Origin of the sequence: Legionella sp. W05-934-2, assembly GCF_964199965.1 — a bacterium.
Lineage (GTDB): Bacteria > Pseudomonadota > Gammaproteobacteria > Legionellales > Legionellaceae > JAFIFT01.
Genome location: NZ_CAXMZT010000010.1, coordinates 93,588 through 113,519, shown reverse-complemented (window position 1 = coordinate 113,519; position 19,932 = coordinate 93,588). Strand labels below are relative to the sequence as shown.

The window sequence follows — 19,932 nt, the reverse complement described above, 5'->3', positions numbered from 1 at the left end:
AAATATTCAAAAACTGGTTGAAAAGCACAAATAATGTACTATAATATTATCACTATTATAAGCCTCTGTTTGGCTAAAAGGTGGTTCCCGGTGCCCCAACCCCTGCAGTTGTCACTCAGCTGTACCAATAAATAACACAAGACATCGTCAACCAGGACGTGAAACAAACGATACAGGACTCATAACATATGAGTAATGCAAGTATTGATTGAGTTCTGAGTGGAGATTAGTCATGAGTAAGTTAGCAGACATCTCGTTTAATAAAGCAACGGGAGTGTTAATTCTTCAATTTCAAGACGGATCGACGATACAAATAGGAAATAAATACGGAAATATCCTCGAAGGAAGCGACTATAACGATATATTAATAGGCGGTCGGGGAGATGATATTATCAATGGCAATGGTGGTGATGATTGGATTATTGCGGGCGATGGCAATGATGTCATTTCCGATGGCGAAGGATCGGATTTTGTTTTAGCCGATGGCGGCAGTGATACAGTCAATTGGGAATATGCGCTAAACAGTGCGGCTAACTCAAATGGCGCATCAGCCTCCATGGATTATTTCATTGGCGGCGGTGGTTTTTGTTTTGGCGCACGACAAACGGATACCTTAAATCTTGCTTTTACGGAAAAAGAGCTTGATACCATTGGGACCGATGTGCATGGTAATGCATTACGCCAGTTTGTCGCAAATGAAATGTCTTCTTCTTTTTTCAAAAATATCAACTTCACTGATTTCAATGCAAAAATAGGTGTGTATGCGAAAGGATTTGAGCAAGTCAATATTAACGTGGCCGAATCATCTGCCGATGATATCACGCTAAGCAATGATAATATTAACGAAAATACGATGGGAATCGTAGGTACTTTGGCGGCCATTGATGTTGACCAAACAGACACTCATACTTTTTCCCTAGTGGATGATTTTGGCGGGTTATTTTCAATTAGTGGCAATCAGCTTTTCTTAAACAGCGCGCGAAACTTTGAGGTGGATCCAACCAGCCATGCTTTGCAAATCGTTGCAACGGACGACAATGATGCCAATGCGACATTTACCAAGTCATTTACGGTTGCTATCAACGATGTGGATGACTCCACAGAGGTAGAAGCCAATGATGTCAAGTCGACAGAAGGCGCCGATATTCCCATCACCAGTGCTGACTTAAGAGCAAGCGATGAAGATGCAGCGGCAGCGGATCAAGATCTTGTCTATGATGTCAGAGAAATATCCAACGGAAAATTACTGTTAGATGGTCAAGAAGTAACCCAGGTGACTCAAAGACAAATCGATGAGGGACGCGTTGCTATTAGATCTGATGGGTCTGAATTGGCACCGTCTGTAAAACTAGCAGTCCAAGATACAGCCAAACAAAGTGAAGTAGTCTTGCAAGTAAGTGTTGCATATACCAATACCGATGATGCCCCTACTTCTGGTCCAACCATTCTCGGGACGGTTGCTGAAGATGGAGAACTGGAAGCGGATACCTCGGAGGTTGCTGATGCGGATGGTTTATTGGGTGCCGCCTATACGTATTTGTGGACGGACTCTGAAGGAAACGAGCTTGGCAGCAACAAAACGCTTCAATTAGGACAGGAACATGTTGGCAAAACCATTTCAGTCCAGGTGACCTATCAAGATGATCAAGGTTTTATCAATTCCATCCGTTCTGATTCTGTCGGACCGGTTGCGAACGTTGAAGATGAAGCAACGGGTGACCCAACTGTCAATGGGCAAGCCGAAGAAGGCGGTAGTTTAGCGGCAATCCTCGATAATCTTGTTGATGAAGATGGTGCGCCTTCCATCAGTTATCAATGGCAAGTGGATAATGCGGATGTTGATGGTGCAACAAGCGATACCTTCGACATTCCAAGTGATCAAAGCTATGTCGGTAAAATCATTAAGGTGGTCATGACAACCACCGATCCGTTCGATGGGACAACAACATTTACTTCAGCTGAACAAAGCATTGCCAATGTCAACGATTCGCCAACAGGTGGTGTCACTATTGGCTTTGGCACAGGGCCTGCCACAGCACCAGCCGCAGCCACAGGAAGTGCCGCATCAACTGCAACTTCATCTCCAACTCCTGAGGCATCGCCAACTCCAACTCCAACTCCAACTCCTGAGCCATCGCCATCGCCATCGCCAACTCCAACTCCTGAGCCATCGCCATCGCCATCGCCAACTCCAATTGCAGGTGATATAAATGGTAATGGACTATTTGATTCTGGTGATTCGCTGGCTGTAACCAGTACCCTGGATGATGAGGATGGGTTAGGGACTTTATCCTATCAATGGCAACGACAAAGCGAGGGTGAGGATAAAGTCGATATCGAAGGGGCGACAGCAAGCATCTACACACTGACTGATGCTGATGCAGGAAAGAGCATTTCCGTTAAAGTGTCTTATACCGATGGTTTCGGAACGGCAGAAGGGCCGATTAGCTCCAATGCCATCACGGTGCAGCCTTTGGCTGATAATGCAAGCGCAGAAGCTGCCGCCCAAGCAGAGGCTGCTGCCCGAGCAGAGGCTGCTGCCCGAGCAGAAGCTGCTGCCCGAGAAGAAGCTGCTGCCCAAGCAGAGGCTGCCGCCCGAGCAGAGGCTGCTGCCCAAGCAGAGGCTGCCACCCGAGAAGAAGCTGCTGCCCAAGCTGATGAGGCTGCCGTCCGAGTTGAGGCTTCTGCTGAAATAGATGGGACTTCTCTAGCAGCTGCTTCTGCACAAATAGAGGTTAGCGTAGACGGTTCTGATGCTTTGATTGCCTAATAACAGAGTGTATCCGCAGGTCGGGCCTTGGCCCGACCTGCAATTGCTATTTTTCCAACGAAACTGCCAATGACCTGCTATGATTAAACTAGAGTCATCTCAAGGGAGCCAAGGATGAAACTAGCAACTTTTATAATCGCATTACTCGTCACAACCATGACCTATGCTGCAGAACTATTGCAGCAAAGCAATGAGTGTGATTCACAGTTAAAATCGGAGAATTGTGTCAACAATTATTGTGTTGTCTCTAGTGTTATCAGCGAAGAGCCGAATTGTGAGCAAATCTGTATGAAGTGTGCAGAAGAAGCCTGTTCTCAGGTAGAGACACCATCGGATGAATGCATCAATTTATCCCTATAATTTTCTTTTTAGCTATTTTGTAAAATTTATGGGTTTCCAGGAAAGCTAATCTTATCACCCAGTTTAATTTGATAAATAGGTTGCGAACCGGCAGGTAATTCTAAGACAAACCGACAAGGGAGCGTGGGCTTGTATAATTTATTCCCCTCTTTTTTCATGGGGATGATTTCCAGAATCGTTCCTTGCCTATCCAAGCACAATAAATCAATGTCTGTGAGCGTGCCTTGCATGGTAAAGGTTGGGATATGATGTTCGGTATATCGAAATAACATACCCTTTCCTTGCAATTGTTCTTTGCTTACTTGTTTAAGACCTTGATAATACTGACTTGGGTAGATAGGTACCCAGACAGATACAGGATGTTGGTTGATATTAAGTTGTATGATAGGCATTGTATCAAGATTTGGACTGGCATAGGCCGTTTGCAAAAAAACGAGTTTGCCCAAAAGGCATGCCATCAGCAGAGCAAAGATGATAGGTGTCTCCAAACCATAGGGCACGAATGATGTCATGGCTTTTCTTTTTAATTGATGGTTCATTTGCACAGTGTCCCCATAATCATTCAGTGTGTTAGGCCAATCAATTTTAAATTCTACTCAATCTATGATTTAATGTTACAGGACTTACGAAAAACTCCCAATCTCTTCGTTAAAAAAAGTTTTTAATTCGGTCATTTAGTTAATCTAAACTCCCTCATTAAAAACCTTTTTTGCCTCAACCTTGGGGTTTTTCGTAAGTCTTGTGCTAGTAGTGACTGTATAAGGATTATAACCATGACCATATCTCGACTAAAAACAAAATTAGCGATGAAGCTACTTATCGCCGCTTTTTCTTTCAATGCTTATGCAACACAAGCGGGAGAGCAATTTATCCTGAAAGCTTGTTTGCTCGATGAACTAAATACCAACGTGCAAGTATTGGCAAAAGCGGGGGATTATCGTTTGGTTGAAATGACACTCGATGATGCATTGCAAGCACGTATTCATCGCCAACAAGCAAAATGCGGCAAGCTGATGAACGTGAGTCGCTATTATAAGCCGGCGGCAGGAAAAATGGGCAATGCGGCTCGCTTGCTCAATGCGTGGATGAAAGAAAAGTCCAGTTTGCGCCCCCTTCATTTTGCGATTAACCATCCGTCCCAAGTTAAACCCGAAATTGCAAGAGTGGATGCCGATAAAATATGGCAAAATGCAGAGCACCTGACACAATATCGCAACCGGTCAGCTCAAACCAAATTGGGTGTTTTGGCAGCCCAATGGTATAAAGAAACCTTTGATCAAATGGCTAAAATGGCTAATCGAGTCGACGTCGCAAGCTATTATGTTCAGACTGGAAAATATAAGCAGCCATCGGTGGTGACAGTTATTGGGAAAGATTTGCCTGGCGAGGCCGTTGTCATCGGCGCTCATATCGATACCTTCGGAGGTAATATGCCTGGTGCGGATGACGATGCGAGTGGGATTACGGTCACTCAGGAAATTGCTCGTGTATTACTAACATCAGAGCTCTCTTTAAAAAATCCGGTGTATCTGATTGCCTATGCCGCCGAGGAACGTGGGTTAGTTGGCTCGGGTTATGTGGTAGATGATTTTTTAAAGAAAAAAACGCCTGTTAAAGCCGTGATGCAGTTAGATCAAGCCGGGTACCGCGCCAATCCCAAAGATAAGACCATTTGGCTATTAACGGATTACGTGGATAAATCCTTAACCGCATTTGCCGCTGAGTTGCTAACTTATTATGTGAAAGTACCGGTTTCTTATACCCGCTGTGGATATGCCTGCAGTGATCACGCTGTTTGGCATCAGCAAGGTTATCCGGCACTTTATCCTTCAGCGACCACCTTGGATGATGATAATCCCTATGTTCATACTGCTGAGGATAGGCTGGAAATCATCAATCTGGAGCACATGGTGCATTTTGCCAAATTGGGGTTAGCGTTTGCGATTGAATTAAGCTTAGATTAGGTTAGATGACATGTCCACAATAACCCTGTGCGACTGGTGACGGTGATTGATAAGGTACCTTACTATTACTCATCGGAAAAAACTTACCAAGCCCACCAACGATATAATCCTAGGCTTTCATCGCATTGCAAAAACAGAGGCGGTAGGACGTTTCACACAATCGCTATTTTGAGATTGAAAATCACAAAAATTTTTAAAATTGTGAGCTATAGTTTTAGAGAACGTCTCTAAAAAAACTGGTTTGCTCTTTTGGTCGGTTCACCCATATAAACCAATAAAAACAGAAGGATCGATACCATGAAAAGAATACTCTATCTCTGTTTGTTTATTATCAGTTTAGGCCTGGTTGGATGTGGCGAGAAAGAGGATGCTGATAGTACCGAAAAGCCGAAAAAAACACCGCAACCGCGTTCAAAAATGGATGTTTTAAATCAAGGCATGCCGATTCATCAAAAAACAGAAAAAACTTTGCATAAGTTAAACCAACCCGTGCAGATCCCGGTATCGCCTCCACCCAATAGCCGATAGAAATTAGGGTAGCTAGTTATAATCAAAGTCTCTTAAAATACCTAACACTATGATAGTATTCGCAATGAGTAACTTCGTCAGATTTAGGTGAAAAATGCTTCGTATTGCTGATCCCATTATATTGAACATACCCGTCATTGAAAATAATGACGACATCGTCAACATTGAAACCTATCCGGAAATTAAATCAAATGCTTGGCATGAGATCCCGATATTAAATTTTAGGCATCAACACCATACGTATGTCCGGAAAACAGTCGCCGAGATGCTTGTCGATGCGCAAAGTCGTATGCCAGCAGGATGGCATATTAAGCTCATCGAAGGCCATCGATCCGAGGCATTGCAGCAGCGGCTATTTGATTTTCTGCACGCGCAAAGGCAGAAGGATTATCCCCATTTGTCAGAGGCGGAATTATTTGATATCACCACCGAGGTTGTGTCGCCAGTTACGAATCAAGATGGCAGTAAAAATGTCTTCCCCCATGGAACTGGGGCAGCGGTTGATATTAAACTGGTGGATAATGACGGGCATGAGATTGAGCTAGGACCTTTCCCGGAAGAAGATAATACCATCGATCCCCACTCCTTCCATACCCATGCGAATAATGTGCCCACTGAGCAAAAGGAAAAACGGGCATTTTTATGTCAATTGATGTCTGAGGTGGGATTTGTAAATTACCCATTTGAATGGTGGCATTACTCCTTCGGCGATCGCTATTGGGCTTATCATCGCAATCATGACTTTGCATTGTATGATTTAATCGAGCCGCGAAAGGGAGGCGATTCTTTATTTTAAGATAAATCGATTGATTTGAATTTCCAATTATGCATAATGATTATAAAATCATCATTGGATGTGCCATATGTTTTCAACAAAAGACTTAATTTCACTATTAGCTACTTATGAAATTCAACTACCAGACAATCTACTGGACATGCCTGAAGAGTTTAAAGGATTTAAAGGATTGGCTGAATACATCCATCGCAAAAAACATCTAGACATTGCAAAGTCCATTGAAGACTCCCTTCCTTTACTGAATGAAGCCTTATGCCTTCAGGAAGTTGAAAAGCTATCTAAGATAATACTTCCTATACTGCCCACGGCAACATTAGTCGACAGTCTTGCTTATAGTGAACAAGATTTGCTCCGATTACTCACCTGCCCAACGCAATTAGCAACGATATTGGATAGACCACTCACATTGGATGACACCTTTCAAGATCCTATCACCTTGCCTAATGGGGAGACTTACGAAAGAACAGCATTTGTTGAAGCATGGAAGAAAATGTATCAAAGCAAGCCAATTCCTGAAGGGTTGCTTCGCCCCAATATTATCATTAAGAACCTAGCGGAAAGGATGCGAACCTTGCAAGATGTCAACCAGGTCGACTTCGATGAGTTGTTTGAGGATCCACTTACCAATGAAGTGTTCAAAAATGATATGGTGCTTGATACGAATGGTAATACGTATAAAAATACCTTTCTTGAGCAATGGTTAAACAAAAGCAAGTCTTGCCCGAGCAACCCCGATTTACCCTGCATCGCTCAACAATTGAGGCCTAATCGGATTCTAGGACATATTCAAGCGTTCTATGATAATCATCTAAAACCAAAGCCTGATCCCATCACCGCATTGCGAAAAGTCGGTACCCATTTATCCGTGAGTAAGTTACAAGAGAAATTAAACCACTTTTTTGATGCATTGGATTATCTTTCTACCCCGCAAGATAGCAGCCTATTTAAAGAAAGAAGTCGCTTGGTTATTAGTAACTTATCCAATATATTTACATTGTTTACCAGCCCTAACTATCAATTAGCATTGCAATCCGAGGGATTAACAACAGAGTTAGCACTTCAACACTTACTGTTTGTGTATCAACACCTTAAAGATATCGTGGAATATAATAAAGTACTGCTTGATACGCCGAACTCAAATACAAGTAACAGTTTCTTAAATGAACTGGCGATTTTTCGGACAAAAATCCAGCTAAAAGAGCGATGTTTGAAGCCAAGTGATCCCTTAATTTTTGCAAAAGTTAATCCTATTTCACTGTCTCAAATGACGCTAGCCGCCATTGTTTATAATAATACACAAGAATGTTCACCCGACTTTATGATTGTCCTTAAAGTTCAAAAAGAGCATGAAAAACAGGGTGCCCTTGTTGCAAAGGAGATAGCGCTTGCGGTGGGTGCCTCTGTTACTCAAGGATTAGTTAACGGGAGCCCTCAATTTCAATTGCGAACAAACCGATTAGGGTCTGTCCTATTGGCCTTTCAACATCTCAACTTAATTGAGTCGGATGAGATTAATGAGCTAAAAAGTAGCTTTTCAGAGGTTATTGGCAATTTGGACACGTTGAAAGAGGGAACCTATATCGTAAGAATGCTAAAAAATTTAGACAGTGGATTAGATAAACTAAATAACCCCAGTCGTCCTTGGTGGCCCTTTTCGATCTTTAGTTCTTCCTCGCAGGCCGAGAGCCAACCGAAGGATTTGAATGTCATGACAGTGCCCCAATGGTAACCTAAACCTGCCTTTCCACAGCAGTAAAACAGCCAGCTTGCATTAAATAATTGTGAGCTGTTTCAGTTGCCTAAAAACTCGCATTTTGAAAGATCACTGGTATAAAATGCGATTGTTTATTCTACAAATTTTTAAATAATATGCTAGAGTTTAGGAAGACTGTGAACAGGGAGATTTAAATGACAAAAGTGTTGGTGCTGTATTATTCAAGCTATGGTCACGTTGAAACAATGGCCTATGCCGTTGCAGAAGGTGTGAGCGAGGTCGATGGTGTGGATGTCGTTGTCAAACGGGTTGCTGAAACCATGCCTGAAGATATTGCAAAAAAAGCAGGCGTTAAACTTAATCAAAAAGCCCCGATAGCAGAACCTGCGGAACTGGCGGACTATGATGCCATTATTTTTGGTACACCAACCCGATTTGGCAATATGGCAGCACAAATGCGAAATTTTCTTGATCAGACAGGCAGTCTGTGGGTGCAAGGAAAATTAATTGGCAAAGTGGCGAGCGTATTTGTTTCAACAGGGACAGGCGGTGGCAATGAAACAACCATCACATCATTTTGGCATACGCTTGCCCATCATGGCATGCTGATATCAGGTATGCCCTATAGTGAGCAAAGTTTGACGGATCTTAGTCAAATGCGCGGCAGCTCTCCCTATGGTGCTGGGACAATTGCTGGCGCCGATGGGAGCCGCACTCCGTTAGAGATTGAGAAAAAAATTGCCCGTTCGCAAGGCCGCCATGTGGCTCAAATTACTAAAAAGTTATTTCCATAAGGCAAAACTAGCTAGGTTGCATTCTTATGTTAATTGATGCATTCTAATTGTAAGAACGGAAGGCATCATGCTCTTCTTCACAGTCTAGCCGCTGGTTTGCATCATTCGATGGAAAAAAAGTGTAATCCTCACGAAACCGTTTTTTTTCTTTGTATTCTGCAGGACGTTCTTTTGTTGGCGGAGTGGTATTTCTGTTTTTCTTATTCATAGTTGATTCCTTTATTATCTGTTAGGGGCGTTCTTTCATAAAAATATAGTATAAAATGACAACTTGGGTATTTTTTTCTTAAATCTATCCAAAAATTTATTATGATTCATTCGTGAATGTTTACGTTACCGTTTGCGTTCCCGAATAAATCCATCTGCAAAAGCTTGTGTCAGTTTATGATTGATTTCTCATTGATAGTATCAAGCTATTTCGGTAACGCAGACGTTCACGTGGGTATTTTTTTTTGAGTTGAACCGGCCACTTCAGTCAAAGACAATTTACCCATTAATTTAGAAAGTGTAGAATAGCAAACACCTTTCAGGGAGGAGTCGAAAATGATAAAACCATGGTATGGTTTTACGTTTATTTCGTTAATATTGTATGGTTTTTGGGGATTTTGGGGTGCAAAAACGTCTGCCGAAGTTGGCGCAAGGTCTGCTAATTTTTATGCGGCCGTGGGTACGTTTGTGGTTGGGTTGCTCTGCATTACCTTAATGAATTTTAAACCCGTATTTACTGTTAAAGGGATGACTTATGGGGTTTTAACGGGAGCGGCGACAGGCATTGGCACACTATTTTTTCTTGCCGCCTTGCGTTTGGGTCCCGCGATTCCTATCATCATTATTACCGCGTTATACCCCTTAGTGAGCACCGTACTTTTGATCATTTTTTTTGATCAAACAATTACCCTCAAACAATTTATTGGTATTATTTTTTCATTAGTAGCATTAGTGTTATTGTCCTAAAGGAGCTATCCATGAGCCAAACAAACCTCCAATTATTTATCAACGGGGAATACGTTGATGCCCAATCGCAACATCAGCTAACCTCCTACAACCCGGCAACGAATACAAAACTCTATGATTTTGCTAATGCGAATGAATACGATGTTAATCGGGCGGTGCAAGCAGCGAAAGTTGCATTCGCGGAATGGGCAAACACACCGCCTCAACACCGTGCAAGGATTCTACGTAAAACTGCCGATTTGCTACGTCAAAACAATGAAGAATTATCCTACCTGGAAGCATTGGATACGGGCAAACCGATTCAAGAAACCAAAGCGGTTGACATTGCCACCGGGGCGGATTGTTTGGAGTATTATGCCTCGTTAGCCGTTGACCTCAGTGGTCAGCACATCGCCTACCCCTCATCGTTTGTTTACACTCGCCGAGAACCGCTGGGCGTTTGTGTGGGCATCGGCGCTTGGAATTATCCCTTGCAAATAGCTTGTTGGAAGTCTGCGCCAGCACTTGCCTGTGGCAATACCATGGTATTTAAGCCATCTGAAAATACGCCTTTAACGGCCTTGAAGCTTGCTGAAATTTATCATCAAGCCGGTTTACCCAATGGGGTGTTTAATGTCGTGACTGGGAATGGCGAAGCGGGAACCTTATTATCACGTCATCCGGATGTTGCCAAGGTATCTTTTACAGGCTCTGTGCCAACGGGCAAAAAAGTCATGAAAAATGCGGCGGATAGTTTAAAGCATGTGACCATGGAGTTAGGGGGTAAATCCCCTCTTATTATATTCGAAGATGCGGATATTGAAAAAGCTGTCTCAGTGGCGATGCTTGCGAATTTTTTCAGCCAAGGCGAAGTATGCTGTAATGGCACACGCGTGTTTGTTCATCAATCGATATATGAGGCGTTTTTGAATCGTTTGCGTGAGCGTGTGGCAAAAATTCAAGTCGGCTCGCCACTTGATCCCAATACCCAAATGGGGGCATTAATTTCAAAAGAGCATTTCAATAAGGTCATGGGCTATATTGATTCGGGACTGAATGAGGGTGCCAAACTCTTATGTGGTGGGCAAAAAATCATGACAGGGGGGTTGGCCGAAGGGAATTTTCTCCAGCCCACGGTATTTTTTGATTGCCATGATGATATGCGCATTGTAAAAGAAGAAATTTTTGGTCCAGTGATGGCTGTGTTATCGTTTACTGAGGAAGACGACGTCATCCAACGTGCAAATAACACCGATTATGGGCTAGCAGCGGGTGTATTTACCAAAGATTTGAATCGAGCACACCGCGTGATTGCCCGTTTACAGGCCGGTACTTGTTGGATTAATAATTATAATATTACGCTAATAGAGATGCCCTTTGGCGGTTATAAACAGTCGGGAATGGGACGAGAAAACGGAACAGTGACCTTAGATCACTATACCCAGGTGAAAAGTGTGTATGTTGAGCTAGGTGACATTGATTGTCCATTTGAATAATTCTATCATTGATGCAAACGCGTTGATACAGGATGCGTCAACGCAGTGAGATTTAGACAAGCCATGGAAAAAGGATTTTGATATGAAGACTAAATCATTTGATTATATCATTGTGGGTGCAGGTAGTGCTGGGTGTGTTTTGGCAAATCGGCTGAGCGAGGATCCGAACTGCACGGTGTTACTGCTTGAAGCGGGTCGGCGGGATGATACCTGGAAAATTCATATGCCCACTGCCCTTGCTTATAATTTGCGAGATGATAAATACAATTGGTACTATCATACCGAAAAACAAGCCTGCATGAATGAAAGACGCATGTATTGGCCAAGAGGGAAGGTGCTCGGAGGCAGCTCATCCTTAAATGCCATGGTTTATATTCGCGGGCATCGATTCGATTATGATCGATGGCAACACCAAGGGGCCAATGGATGGTCTTATCAGGATGTTTTGCCCTATTTCAAAAAATCTGAAACCTATCAACTGGGTGAGAGTGTGTACCGCGGTGGTCATGGACCGTTGCAGGTGAGCAAAGCGACGTGTAAAAATCCCCTTTATCGAGCCTTTATTGATGCAGGTGTCGAGGCCGGTTATCCCTATACGGTGGATATGAACGGCAAACAACAAGAAGGATTTGGTAGTCTCGATATGACGATTCATCAAGGCAGGCGATGGAGCAGTGCCCAAGCCTATTTGAAGCCTGTTTTAAACCGTAAAAATTTAACCGTGATGACCAATGCCCATGCGATTAAACTGGTGATGGATAAACAGCGGGTGAAGGGGATTGATTATGCCCATTATCGCAAGTTAAAAACGGTTTATGCAAATAGGGAAGTGATATTATGTGGAGGGGCAATCAATTCGCCGCAATTACTCATGCTATCAGGCATCGGTGATGCCGATGAATTAAAACAAGTTGGCATTGTTTGCAAACATCCATTACCAGGCGTGGGGAAGAACCTGCAAGATCATCTTGAAATTTATATCCAACAGCAATGTCTCCAACCCATAACCCTCTATTCACAACAAATTGCTCCGTGGAAACAACTGTTAGGGATTCGCTGGTTTATGTTGAAATCGGGTTTAGGGGCAACCTCTCATCTTGAAGCAGGTGCTTTTATCAAAAGCGAAGACACGGTTTCCCATCCTGACATTCAATATCATTTCTTACCCTCGATGGTTATCGATCATGGTCGCCAATCGGTAAATGAAGAAGCCTATCAAGTGCACGTGGGCCCGATGCGCCCCACAAGCCATGGTTATATCCGATTAAAATCATCAAACCCCTTTATGCATCCACTGATTCAACCGAATTATCTGCAAACGGAGCAAGATAGAAAGGACATGCGGGCTTGTGTGCGCTTAACTCGAGAAATATTTGCTCAAGACGCTTTCAAACCTTATCGGGGTAAAGAGATTGCGCCTGGCATGAATGTCAAAACGGATAAAGAAATTGATGCGTTCGTTCGCGCAAAAGCAGACAGTGCTTATCATCCTTCCTGCACGTGTAAAATGGGCGTTGACCCGATGTCGGTTGTCGACCCACAAACGCGAGTCCATGGAATTGTTGGGTTGCGAGTTGTGGATGCCTCTATCATGCCCAGCATCATCAGTGGCAACCTCAATGCGGCCACTATCATGATTGCCGAAAAGGCCGCCGATATGATTCGTTCAAAAGCGAGGGAGGGTATATCAGATACTGCTTCTTTTGATGGTTAAGAATCTGAATTAACCCATGCCTTATAGCCACCTATCATGGAAAAAACCTGGGTATAGCCCATTTTTTGTAGATTGTCAGCCACGAGGGCAGAGCGATTGCCGCCTCCACAATATAAGACAATGGATGCGTCTTTTTGATTGACATGATGATGGATTTTAGCCTCGCACCAACCTTTGCTTAAATGGAGGGCATCAGGAATATGCCCGGCTTCAAATTCATCCGCATCCCGCACATCGATGAGATAATCAAAACGATTTTTTTTAAGCCCTTGCTTGACCTCGTCAACATTCAGCTCCTTGATCCGCTTTTTAACATCCTCGCATAGCGCGATAAATTCTTTGGAGTGTTGCATGGTGATTCTCAGTTTGTTTAAGTTATAAGGAGCATAACCAATTTTCAGGATGTTTCCTAGATCATAGGGGTGTGTGCGTAAAAATTACGCATTTTTCCTCCTAATTCAGTGCTACCTTGCTATAATGTTCTTACTATCTGTTAAAAAAGTGATGGAATGGTATGGCAACGAAAGCGGATATCTTAAGAATTCTTAATGAGAACCTTTCAGGGAAAAAGCGTCCGACAATCCCCAATGCGCTGGAGGAAGCAGAAGACTTATGGGAGTCAAGTTCTGAAGATAGCTCAGACGATGAATTATCGGAGGAAGATAGTTCGTTTGAAGATGAGGATCTATTAGAAAATCGTTCCGACCAAGTGCTCTCAAGTGTTTTTGATGATTGGTTTGCTCGTTTGGGGTTTGATCTGTTGGACGAACTTGAGCGTGTAAAAGGTGACCCTGACGTTGATATGGATGAACTTTACCACAAAGTCGTGCTATGGCAGGAAATTGGTGCCACGTTTCCCAAATTAGAAGCATTACTTGTATCATATGGAACACTCAACAAAGTATTAGCTGCAAGGAGGGATGAAATTGCGCAAATTGGGTCGTTTAATTATTATTCTATCCGCGCCATTGACGCTCTAAATGATAATCACCTGAATATAATCAAACAAAAATACAAAGGCTTCACTAATTTACATCCTGATTGCTATTTTAAGATTTTAAATGAATTAACGTCGAATCAAGCGGATAAAGTCGATAAAGCCGATCAGAAAGACTTTGATAAACTTTGTCAAACATTGAAGGAAAAAGGCGATCAATTTTTTGGGAACAGAAGTCACTCTGCTGAAGAAGTAGTCGCCTTTAAAAATGACATTTCAACCGTAATAAGCCAAGCAGAAAAGCGGTTCCAAGGGAATCACTGGATTGGTAATGGTTTGCGTTTGTTGTTAGAAGTTGTCCTTGGCATTCCAACGCTCGGCTTATTGCACCTTGCTAAAAAAGGGATAACTGGAGAAGCTCGGTTTTTTAAACCTGAGACCCCAGAAGCAATCAGGAAAGCGGAAAAAGCGAAAGATTTGAGTGAAACAGCGGGCCCTGTTTCCAAGCCGCCAGAGTAAAATCAAACACAAGGAACCAGCATGGCTTTTTATTTTGTTCAACACGGAAAATCCTATGCGTTCGAAGAGGACCCTCAACAAGGTTTGACTGAGGCGGGCATGTTAGAAACAGAAAAAGTGGCACAAGCTGTGCAGCCAAGAATCTATAAACTCAATCAAATCTACCATAGCGGCAAAAAACGGACAGAGCAAACCGCGTTGATTTTTGCTAAGGTACTAGGGTTAGAGGAACAGGTTGCAATACTCGATGGCATTAAACCGATGGATGATGTGAAAAGTTTTGCGTTAGTACTGCCGGAGGATGCGCTGATAGTGAGCCATTTACCGTTTCTGGAAAAATTGACAAATTATTTAGTGGGCGGGGATGAATCGTTAAAAACAAATGTGGTAAATTATGCCAACTCCCATGTGGTTTGCCTTGAGAAAAATATGCATACCGGATTTCAGCTCGCTTGGATTATCTAACGATGAACTATCTGCGTTGGACAGAACGTCAATGTGTAATTAAATTATTACCCCTAGTCATAAGCACATCATTTGCCATGGATATATTTGTTCCTGCCATACCCGATATGATTGCTTATTTTAATAGCACCAATCGAATCATGCAGGCAAGCTTATATGCTTTTATGGTGACGGTTGCTATAGCACAACTGTTCATTGGTCCTTTGTCTGACCGGTATGGGCGGCGTGGCATTGGTATCGTATCGGCTTGGCTCTATTTTGGTGGGTCATTTTTGTGCATGCTTACCCCATCCGTTCATGTGCTGATTTTTGCTCGCGTCATTCAGGCAATTGGGGCCTGTGGGACTTATTTAACCTGCTTCATCGTCATAAGGGATAATTTTGATACGAAAACGTGCGGGCGCTTATTTAGTTTGTTGACGGGTCTAAACGCATTCATTGCCAGCACCGCACCAGTGATTGGCGGCTTGTTACTCGATGTTACCACCACTTGGCGCAGTGGATTTTGTTTTCTCAGTGGGTTAGGGCTTTTGATTCTCTATGCGGTGAAAAGGAATATACCCCATTATCCTCAACCAACGACTTCGACGACAATCCGTGGTTGCTTTCGCGCCTATCAGTCGATTTTTGAAACGCCCACATTTCGACAATACGCCTTTTCTGCCTCCACGGGGTTATTGGGATTGTATTTATTCTGTGCCTTGTCGCCGGACATATTAATCCGCCAATTTCATCATACAGGCACGCAGTATGGGTTATGGTTTGGATTGAATGCGTTGACCGTTTTTTTTGCCAATTATTTGGCGGCTCATTTGACCCATCGCCTTCCGTTGCAACGTATTGTCAATATTGGACTATGTCTCATTGTTTTGGCTTCTTTTAGCATGATGGCTTTGAATTTTTACCACCCAAATACGATGCGATTTATGCTACCCATGTTGGGTATGACGGTTGGGATAGGGTTAAGTATGGGATGTTCGATTGCTCTGTCGCTACAAGGCTTTGAAAAAAATGCGGGGACAGCCACAGCACTAGTTAGTGCCTGCCAATTTGCTTTGGCTGGTATTCTTGGGTGGATTGTCGCTGAATTTTCGGTAACAACTGTCAGTCTAGCATTACCGGTCTTGCTATTTGCGATCATGAGTTTGATGTGGAATCTAGGCAACCGCTCCGCTATACTGCCGCAAGATCAGATGGCCTAACGCTGATGGGGATAATCATTTTTAGCAATAGACTTGCTTCCTAAGAGGGGCCAGTTCCCACTGTTGTTTCTCAAAATTGGCCAGGATTCGTTTAAAAAAATGTCCTGTATAAAGGAAATCCTCGGATTTACTTAGCAAACGATTTTCGTTACAGTGAAAAAAGAGCTTTATTTAGACATTTTTAACGACAAGGAGCCAGTCTATGTCTATTACCACACAGTCTTTTTTCAACAACGCAAATTCAAGCAAGCGGCCAGTCACGCTGTTTGCATCCAGCGACTATCAACTCAGTCCCGATACAAATGGACGGATTGATATTCCTTTGCGGAAAAAAGGGCATATTGAAAGTATTATTCAGCGATTCAAGCAGCTTAAAGAGCAGGGATATCAGTCTGTGTTTATTAACCCGGGTGATTTGGGCGATTCCGGTTCAAGTGGTTCGCTTCTCGATTTTCAATTTTATACCAATAAGCGAAATGGGTTAGGCTTTGGTGTATCGGATGAGTTATCGGCGTTCAAAAAGTTAGTGGTGGAACCGTTTAAAAAGGCAGAAATGCCCGATTTTGAAACCATCGGAAACCATGATGTGACTCAGACCAATTGGGGGCGTTTTTTTGGGTTTTTGGCAAAGCAAACTGAAAATTTGGTGAATCAAATTCCGGGTGTTTCAGTCGAAATTCCTCGGCCGAATATCCCTCGGCAAGCATTTTCAGACTATATTAAACATCGATACGGAGGCACCTGTTATTATCGAACCGTGGGTGATATCAACGTTGTTTCTTTAGGACTCTACCCGGACAAAAAAGCACTCGCGTGGATGGAGAAAAATGTCCCGACGGATAAGCCAATTGTGGTTTTTTGGCACTACAATGTCAGCGGTCCTTTCTCCGTTGAAGGCTCGTTTGGAGGGCCGTGGTGGACAAAAGCTGAGCGGGAGAAAGCGTTTGCTATTTTAAACAATAAGTTTCAAACATTGGCGGTTATTGTGGGGCATTATCATGCGACAGACACCTATCGCTTTGAAACAATTCCGGTGTATGTGGTCGGAGGTGGTCAATATTTAGAATTAACGATCGATCCGGAAAATGCGTTTAAAATAACATCGCAATATCACTCGGGGGATGATGTGGAGCAGGCCATGGGTTCTGAACAAATAACGCCTGTGCCAGCAATGTAATAGCCATACAACAACCCACATTTGCCCGTTTTTGTGCACCTTCTCCCCAAGTGTGGGGGGAAGGAAAAAGGGATTTTGTTAATTAGAAGTCAACAACCTTCCGAATGGGTGAGTTTTACGGACGAAATAAATCTTGCATCATGTCATCATACCTATCTGAGCGGCGATCAATATAACCATCAATTATTCCTTGATGATAGGTGTCACAATAATCTCGGACAGATTCAAAGGCCTCAGTCACCTTATCATGAACGACGCCATTATTTCTAACACCCAGTGAAAAATGATGTTTGGAGGCTTCGTCAATCGATTTAACAATACTTTGCACTGCCGCTTGAGAAGGTGGATTATCACGATTAGCCAGAATATTTAAGGCTTCTGCCATCATGTAAGTCGAATTGGAATAACAATTAGAGCGCACCATATCGCAAGGCTGTGATTTATTGATGTGTTTATCCGCTGATTCCACCATTTGTTCTATTTCTTGCTTGGTAAAGCGGGCATCTGTCATTGTGGCGTCAAACTTGCTGCCTTCATGTAGGTATTTATCTTCGTCATCGACTTTCGTAGTTGCGCTAAAATATTTCAATGAAATGCCAAAAGGGCTTTGTCGCCCTATAACCGAGTATTTGTTGGTCTTCTCATTTTGAAAACAAACCGCTGAATGGCTGATGGGAAAATGGGGAATGGGAAGCCCGGGTTTAGTTGCAAACCCCATGCGAAACGTAACATCGGTATCAGGTATGGAGTCGATGTGTTCCATTTGCGGCTTGGAAATACTCACTTTTTGATGGACTGATTGGGATGATAGTTTCGTGGGTGTTTTTTCTTCAGTCGTATTCAAGGGCTCTGGCATGGGAGGGAATGCGTTTAGGTTGTCAGAGGCGGTGGATGCATGAAAAAAAGAAAATCGATTAGCTAAGTTTTCGAAAAACGATTTACCCATCATCGTACTCCTTTCGGTAAATTCTTAACCATCATAGCACGGATTTAAGTAAAACAAAATCATTAATCTGTTATCACGCACTAGAAAGCAGGATTTATTTATGGAATCATTTTGGTTATGAAACCATAGAAATAACCCATGAACGTCGCCCTCCGCTTTATGCGGAGGGTCCAGGAACTGAGATGTTGAACCATATTTTAATAGTAACTAGAGTATTTAATTGATGGTTCGATGTCCATGGATCCTCCGCATTCGCGGAGGAAGACGGGAATACGTCTAGAGCAGGATTGAATCGGGGTTTTATTTTGTCAGGTTGAATTAAAAATAACTTATCATTTTGGGGTGCGGAATCTGGGATTACTATTTAATTTTGACCATTACGGCAAACTCATCATTATTCATTAGATGAGGAGAAAGGGATAGGGATAAAAGTTCCAAGTAAAGGCAATGATTTTTTAATAGTTTGTTAAAGGTCAGGTGACGGCTTATTTTCCTCTTCCTGGCGCATATCTTGACTCCTTCTGGCGGTTATACCAGAAAAATCTTCCAATTCACGAGTAATCACAGGGTTGTTCAATACACCATAGCCTCTTGTGTGCACATCTGCTTTAATAATTTCCTGGACTCCTTTCATAAATGAATTTGCTTGTTCTCTCGAAGGAGCCCCTTTTTCACCGGATTCAGCCCATTGATCAACCCGTTTTGCTAATTGTAATAACACATAGGATTTGGTTGTCATGCAATTATCAAAAGCAAAATTCATCACTGGATTTAAGTTTTGCTCGGCTTTTTTTAATGCATCATCGACAAATTCAACGGGGATAGCCATATCTTCGATGACCATGGTATCAAAGGAGGTTCCCTTTGCAATATGGGGCACTTCGTTTGCAACGGTTGTTTTCATAGCTTTATTCCATGCCGACTGCACTGTTTCTCCTGGAACAGGGTTTGTATATTGATTCCAAGCTGCCTGGATTGCTGCATACAAGGTTGGCATTGGACCCAAAGGGCTTTGCCGGCCAACGATAATGGGTTTTTGACCTTTATCAACCGGGGCAACGGTGATACCAACATGAGCAACACTTTCATTGCTCAGTGGTGTCGTGCGGACATCATCCGAGGGTTGCAGTGCTTTTGGTAGTGGTACTATTCCCCGAAACCCCTCTTTTCTGCCACCGCCAACATAAACCTGCGCTCCTTTTCCATAGATACTAGACAACGGTGTACCCTCGTTATAGTCGGAAATATTTAAATCTTTACTCTCCACAGCTGTTGTATGGCTGAATGTTACTTTGCCGGGAATTGTAGCAGAGTCAAGTATCTGTCTTGATTTGTGTTGTTGAAATTGATCCCACATATATAGTCCAGTGCAGCCTACTAGAGCGGCAAATAGACCACGTTTTGCAAAGCTATTTAAGGCCCCCATTCGAAAATGTGCTGTAGGAGGGGGAGCAGTTAAGTGTGTAAATAAGCCTTGCATCGGTGGAAACTTACTTTTGGTCATATCTTTATATAATTTGAATGCAAATCGCCCCTTAGTCATACAAACTCCAGGTTAAATGATCTATATATTAATTTATAGTACAAAATGGTCGTTTTTGATGGATTTTCCTTTGT

The 19,932-nt window shown here is 42.9% G+C and carries 19 protein-coding genes; 14 read left to right on the top strand and 5 right to left on the bottom strand.

Annotation, left to right across the window (positions count from 1 at the left end):
• The first annotated feature begins 232 nt into the window (after nucleotides 1–232).
• Together AB3348_RS11990 and AB3348_RS11985 are read left to right on the top strand one after the other, a co-directional pair.
• Complete coding sequence (locus AB3348_RS11990) at nucleotides 233–2,770, top strand: cadherin-like domain-containing protein (protein WP_367607830.1); 2,538 nt, start codon at nucleotides 233–235, stop codon at nucleotides 2,768–2,770.
• A 114-nt stretch (nucleotides 2,771–2,884) separates the two neighbouring features.
• On the top strand, nucleotides 2,885–3,130 hold the full coding sequence (locus AB3348_RS11985) for a hypothetical protein (RefSeq protein WP_367607829.1): 246 nt from the start codon (nucleotides 2,885–2,887) through the stop codon (nucleotides 3,128–3,130).
• Between the two features lie 26 nt (nucleotides 3,131–3,156).
• On the opposite strand, the gene AB3348_RS11980 is transcribed toward AB3348_RS11985, so the two are convergent.
• Complete coding sequence (locus AB3348_RS11980; protein ID WP_367607828.1) at nucleotides 3,157–3,642, bottom strand: DUF192 domain-containing protein; 486 nt, start codon at nucleotides 3,640–3,642, stop codon at nucleotides 3,157–3,159.
• Between the two features lie 261 nt (nucleotides 3,643–3,903).
• On the opposite strand from AB3348_RS11980, the gene AB3348_RS11975 reads away from it, so the two are divergent.
• The 5 genes from AB3348_RS11975 to wrbA all read left to right on the top strand — a co-directional run bounded on the left by AB3348_RS11975 (nucleotide 3,904) and on the right by wrbA (nucleotide 8,926).
• A complete protein-coding gene (locus AB3348_RS11975; protein ID WP_367607827.1) occupies nucleotides 3,904–5,094 on the top strand; it encodes a M28 family peptidase in 1,191 nt (396 codons plus the stop codon).
• Between the two features lie 297 nt (nucleotides 5,095–5,391).
• Nucleotides 5,392–5,622, top strand: coding sequence for a hypothetical protein (locus tag AB3348_RS11970; protein ID WP_367607826.1), 231 nt, complete (start codon nucleotides 5,392–5,394; stop codon nucleotides 5,620–5,622).
• A 94-nt stretch (nucleotides 5,623–5,716) separates the two neighbouring features.
• Complete coding sequence (locus tag AB3348_RS11965) at nucleotides 5,717–6,418, top strand: M15 family metallopeptidase (RefSeq protein WP_367607825.1); 702 nt, start codon at nucleotides 5,717–5,719, stop codon at nucleotides 6,416–6,418.
• Between the two features lie 67 nt (nucleotides 6,419–6,485).
• Nucleotides 6,486–8,147, top strand: a complete 1,662-nt coding sequence (locus AB3348_RS11960) for a hypothetical protein (RefSeq protein WP_367607824.1) — start codon at nucleotides 6,486–6,488, stop codon at nucleotides 8,145–8,147.
• A 179-nt stretch (nucleotides 8,148–8,326) separates the two neighbouring features.
• On the top strand, nucleotides 8,327–8,926 hold the full coding sequence (gene wrbA / locus AB3348_RS11955) for an NAD(P)H:quinone oxidoreductase (protein WP_367607823.1): 600 nt from the start codon (nucleotides 8,327–8,329) through the stop codon (nucleotides 8,924–8,926).
• Between the two features lie 43 nt (nucleotides 8,927–8,969).
• Here the strand turns inward: wrbA and AB3348_RS11950 are convergent, their stop codons facing one another.
• The gene (locus AB3348_RS11950; RefSeq protein WP_367607822.1) at nucleotides 8,970–9,134 is read right to left on the bottom strand and encodes a hypothetical protein; all 165 of its coding nucleotides are present in this window, start codon (nucleotides 9,132–9,134) and stop codon (nucleotides 8,970–8,972) included.
• Nucleotides 9,135–9,469: 335 nt separating this feature from the next.
• Between AB3348_RS11950 and AB3348_RS11945 the strand changes: the two genes are divergently transcribed.
• From AB3348_RS11945 to betA, 3 genes are all read left to right on the top strand, one after another.
• Nucleotides 9,470–9,880, top strand: a complete 411-nt coding sequence (locus tag AB3348_RS11945) for an EamA family transporter (RefSeq protein ID WP_367607821.1) — start codon at nucleotides 9,470–9,472, stop codon at nucleotides 9,878–9,880.
• 11 nt (nucleotides 9,881–9,891) lie between these two features.
• Complete coding sequence (gene betB / locus AB3348_RS11940; protein ID WP_367607820.1) at nucleotides 9,892–11,355, top strand: betaine-aldehyde dehydrogenase; 1,464 nt, start codon at nucleotides 9,892–9,894, stop codon at nucleotides 11,353–11,355.
• 82 nt (nucleotides 11,356–11,437) lie between these two features.
• The gene (gene betA, locus AB3348_RS11935) at nucleotides 11,438–13,069 is read left to right on the top strand and encodes a choline dehydrogenase (RefSeq protein WP_367607819.1); all 1,632 of its coding nucleotides are present in this window, start codon (nucleotides 11,438–11,440) and stop codon (nucleotides 13,067–13,069) included.
• On the opposite strand, the gene AB3348_RS11930 is transcribed toward betA, so the two are convergent.
• Nucleotides 13,066–13,422: a rhodanese-like domain-containing protein gene (locus AB3348_RS11930; protein WP_367607818.1), complete on the bottom strand. Its 357-nt coding sequence runs from the start codon at nucleotides 13,420–13,422 to the stop codon at nucleotides 13,066–13,068. The genes betA and AB3348_RS11930 overlap by 4 nt on opposite strands.
• Nucleotides 13,423–13,583: 161 nt before the next feature.
• Here AB3348_RS11930 and AB3348_RS11925 point away from each other — a divergent pair, with 161 nt between their 5' ends.
• From AB3348_RS11925 to AB3348_RS11910, 4 genes are all read left to right on the top strand, one after another.
• Nucleotides 13,584–14,525 (top strand): hypothetical protein, encoded by a 942-nt coding sequence (locus AB3348_RS11925; protein ID WP_367607817.1) that lies wholly within the window; start codon nucleotides 13,584–13,586, stop codon nucleotides 14,523–14,525.
• A gap of 21 nt (nucleotides 14,526–14,546) precedes the next feature.
• Entirely contained in the window at nucleotides 14,547–14,990 is a 444-nt protein-coding gene (gene sixA, locus AB3348_RS11920) for a phosphohistidine phosphatase SixA (protein ID WP_367607816.1), read from the top strand.
• Between the two features lie 2 nt (nucleotides 14,991–14,992).
• Nucleotides 14,993–16,192 (top strand): multidrug effflux MFS transporter, encoded by a 1,200-nt coding sequence (locus AB3348_RS11915; RefSeq protein WP_367607815.1) that lies wholly within the window; start codon nucleotides 14,993–14,995, stop codon nucleotides 16,190–16,192.
• 202 nt (nucleotides 16,193–16,394) lie between these two features.
• Entirely contained in the window at nucleotides 16,395–17,369 is a 975-nt protein-coding gene (locus AB3348_RS11910) for a metallophosphoesterase (protein ID WP_367607814.1), read from the top strand.
• A 115-nt stretch (nucleotides 17,370–17,484) separates the two neighbouring features.
• Here AB3348_RS11910 and AB3348_RS11905 read toward each other — a convergent pair whose 3' ends face one another.
• Nucleotides 17,485–18,318 (bottom strand): hypothetical protein, encoded by an 834-nt coding sequence (locus AB3348_RS11905; RefSeq protein WP_367607813.1) that lies wholly within the window; start codon nucleotides 18,316–18,318, stop codon nucleotides 17,485–17,487.
• A gap of 463 nt (nucleotides 18,319–18,781) precedes the next feature.
• Nucleotides 18,782–19,858 (bottom strand): hypothetical protein, encoded by a 1,077-nt coding sequence (locus AB3348_RS11900; protein ID WP_367607812.1) that lies wholly within the window; start codon nucleotides 19,856–19,858, stop codon nucleotides 18,782–18,784.
• Between the last annotated feature and the right edge of the window lie 74 nt (nucleotides 19,859–19,932).

Coding starts and splice junctions, on each gene's coding strand:
- AB3348_RS11990 (WP_367607830.1), top strand. CDS start 233: ATGAGTAAGTTAGCAGACATCTCGTTTAATAAAGCAACGGGAGTGTTA.
- AB3348_RS11985 (WP_367607829.1), top strand. CDS start 2,885: ATGAAACTAGCAACTTTTATAATCGCATTACTCGTCACAACCATGACC.
- AB3348_RS11980 (WP_367607828.1), bottom strand. CDS start 3,642: ATGACATCATTCGTGCCCTATGGTTTGGAGACACCTATCATCTTTGCT.
- AB3348_RS11975 (WP_367607827.1), top strand. CDS start 3,904: ATGACCATATCTCGACTAAAAACAAAATTAGCGATGAAGCTACTTATC.
- AB3348_RS11970 (WP_367607826.1), top strand. CDS start 5,392: ATGAAAAGAATACTCTATCTCTGTTTGTTTATTATCAGTTTAGGCCTG.
- AB3348_RS11965 (WP_367607825.1), top strand. CDS start 5,717: ATGCTTCGTATTGCTGATCCCATTATATTGAACATACCCGTCATTGAA.
- AB3348_RS11960 (WP_367607824.1), top strand. CDS start 6,486: ATGTTTTCAACAAAAGACTTAATTTCACTATTAGCTACTTATGAAATT.
- wrbA (WP_367607823.1), top strand. CDS start 8,327: ATGACAAAAGTGTTGGTGCTGTATTATTCAAGCTATGGTCACGTTGAA.
- AB3348_RS11950 (WP_367607822.1), bottom strand. CDS start 9,134: ATGAATAAGAAAAACAGAAATACCACTCCGCCAACAAAAGAACGTCCT.
- AB3348_RS11945 (WP_367607821.1), top strand. CDS start 9,470: ATGATAAAACCATGGTATGGTTTTACGTTTATTTCGTTAATATTGTAT.
- betB (WP_367607820.1), top strand. CDS start 9,892: ATGAGCCAAACAAACCTCCAATTATTTATCAACGGGGAATACGTTGAT.
- betA (WP_367607819.1), top strand. CDS start 11,438: ATGAAGACTAAATCATTTGATTATATCATTGTGGGTGCAGGTAGTGCT.
- AB3348_RS11930 (WP_367607818.1), bottom strand. CDS start 13,422: ATGCAACACTCCAAAGAATTTATCGCGCTATGCGAGGATGTTAAAAAG.
- AB3348_RS11925 (WP_367607817.1), top strand. CDS start 13,584: ATGGCAACGAAAGCGGATATCTTAAGAATTCTTAATGAGAACCTTTCA.
- sixA (WP_367607816.1), top strand. CDS start 14,547: ATGGCTTTTTATTTTGTTCAACACGGAAAATCCTATGCGTTCGAAGAG.
- AB3348_RS11915 (WP_367607815.1), top strand. CDS start 14,993: ATGAACTATCTGCGTTGGACAGAACGTCAATGTGTAATTAAATTATTA.
- AB3348_RS11910 (WP_367607814.1), top strand. CDS start 16,395: ATGTCTATTACCACACAGTCTTTTTTCAACAACGCAAATTCAAGCAAG.
- AB3348_RS11905 (WP_367607813.1), bottom strand. CDS start 18,318: ATGATGGGTAAATCGTTTTTCGAAAACTTAGCTAATCGATTTTCTTTT.
- AB3348_RS11900 (WP_367607812.1), bottom strand. CDS start 19,858: ATGACTAAGGGGCGATTTGCATTCAAATTATATAAAGATATGACCAAA.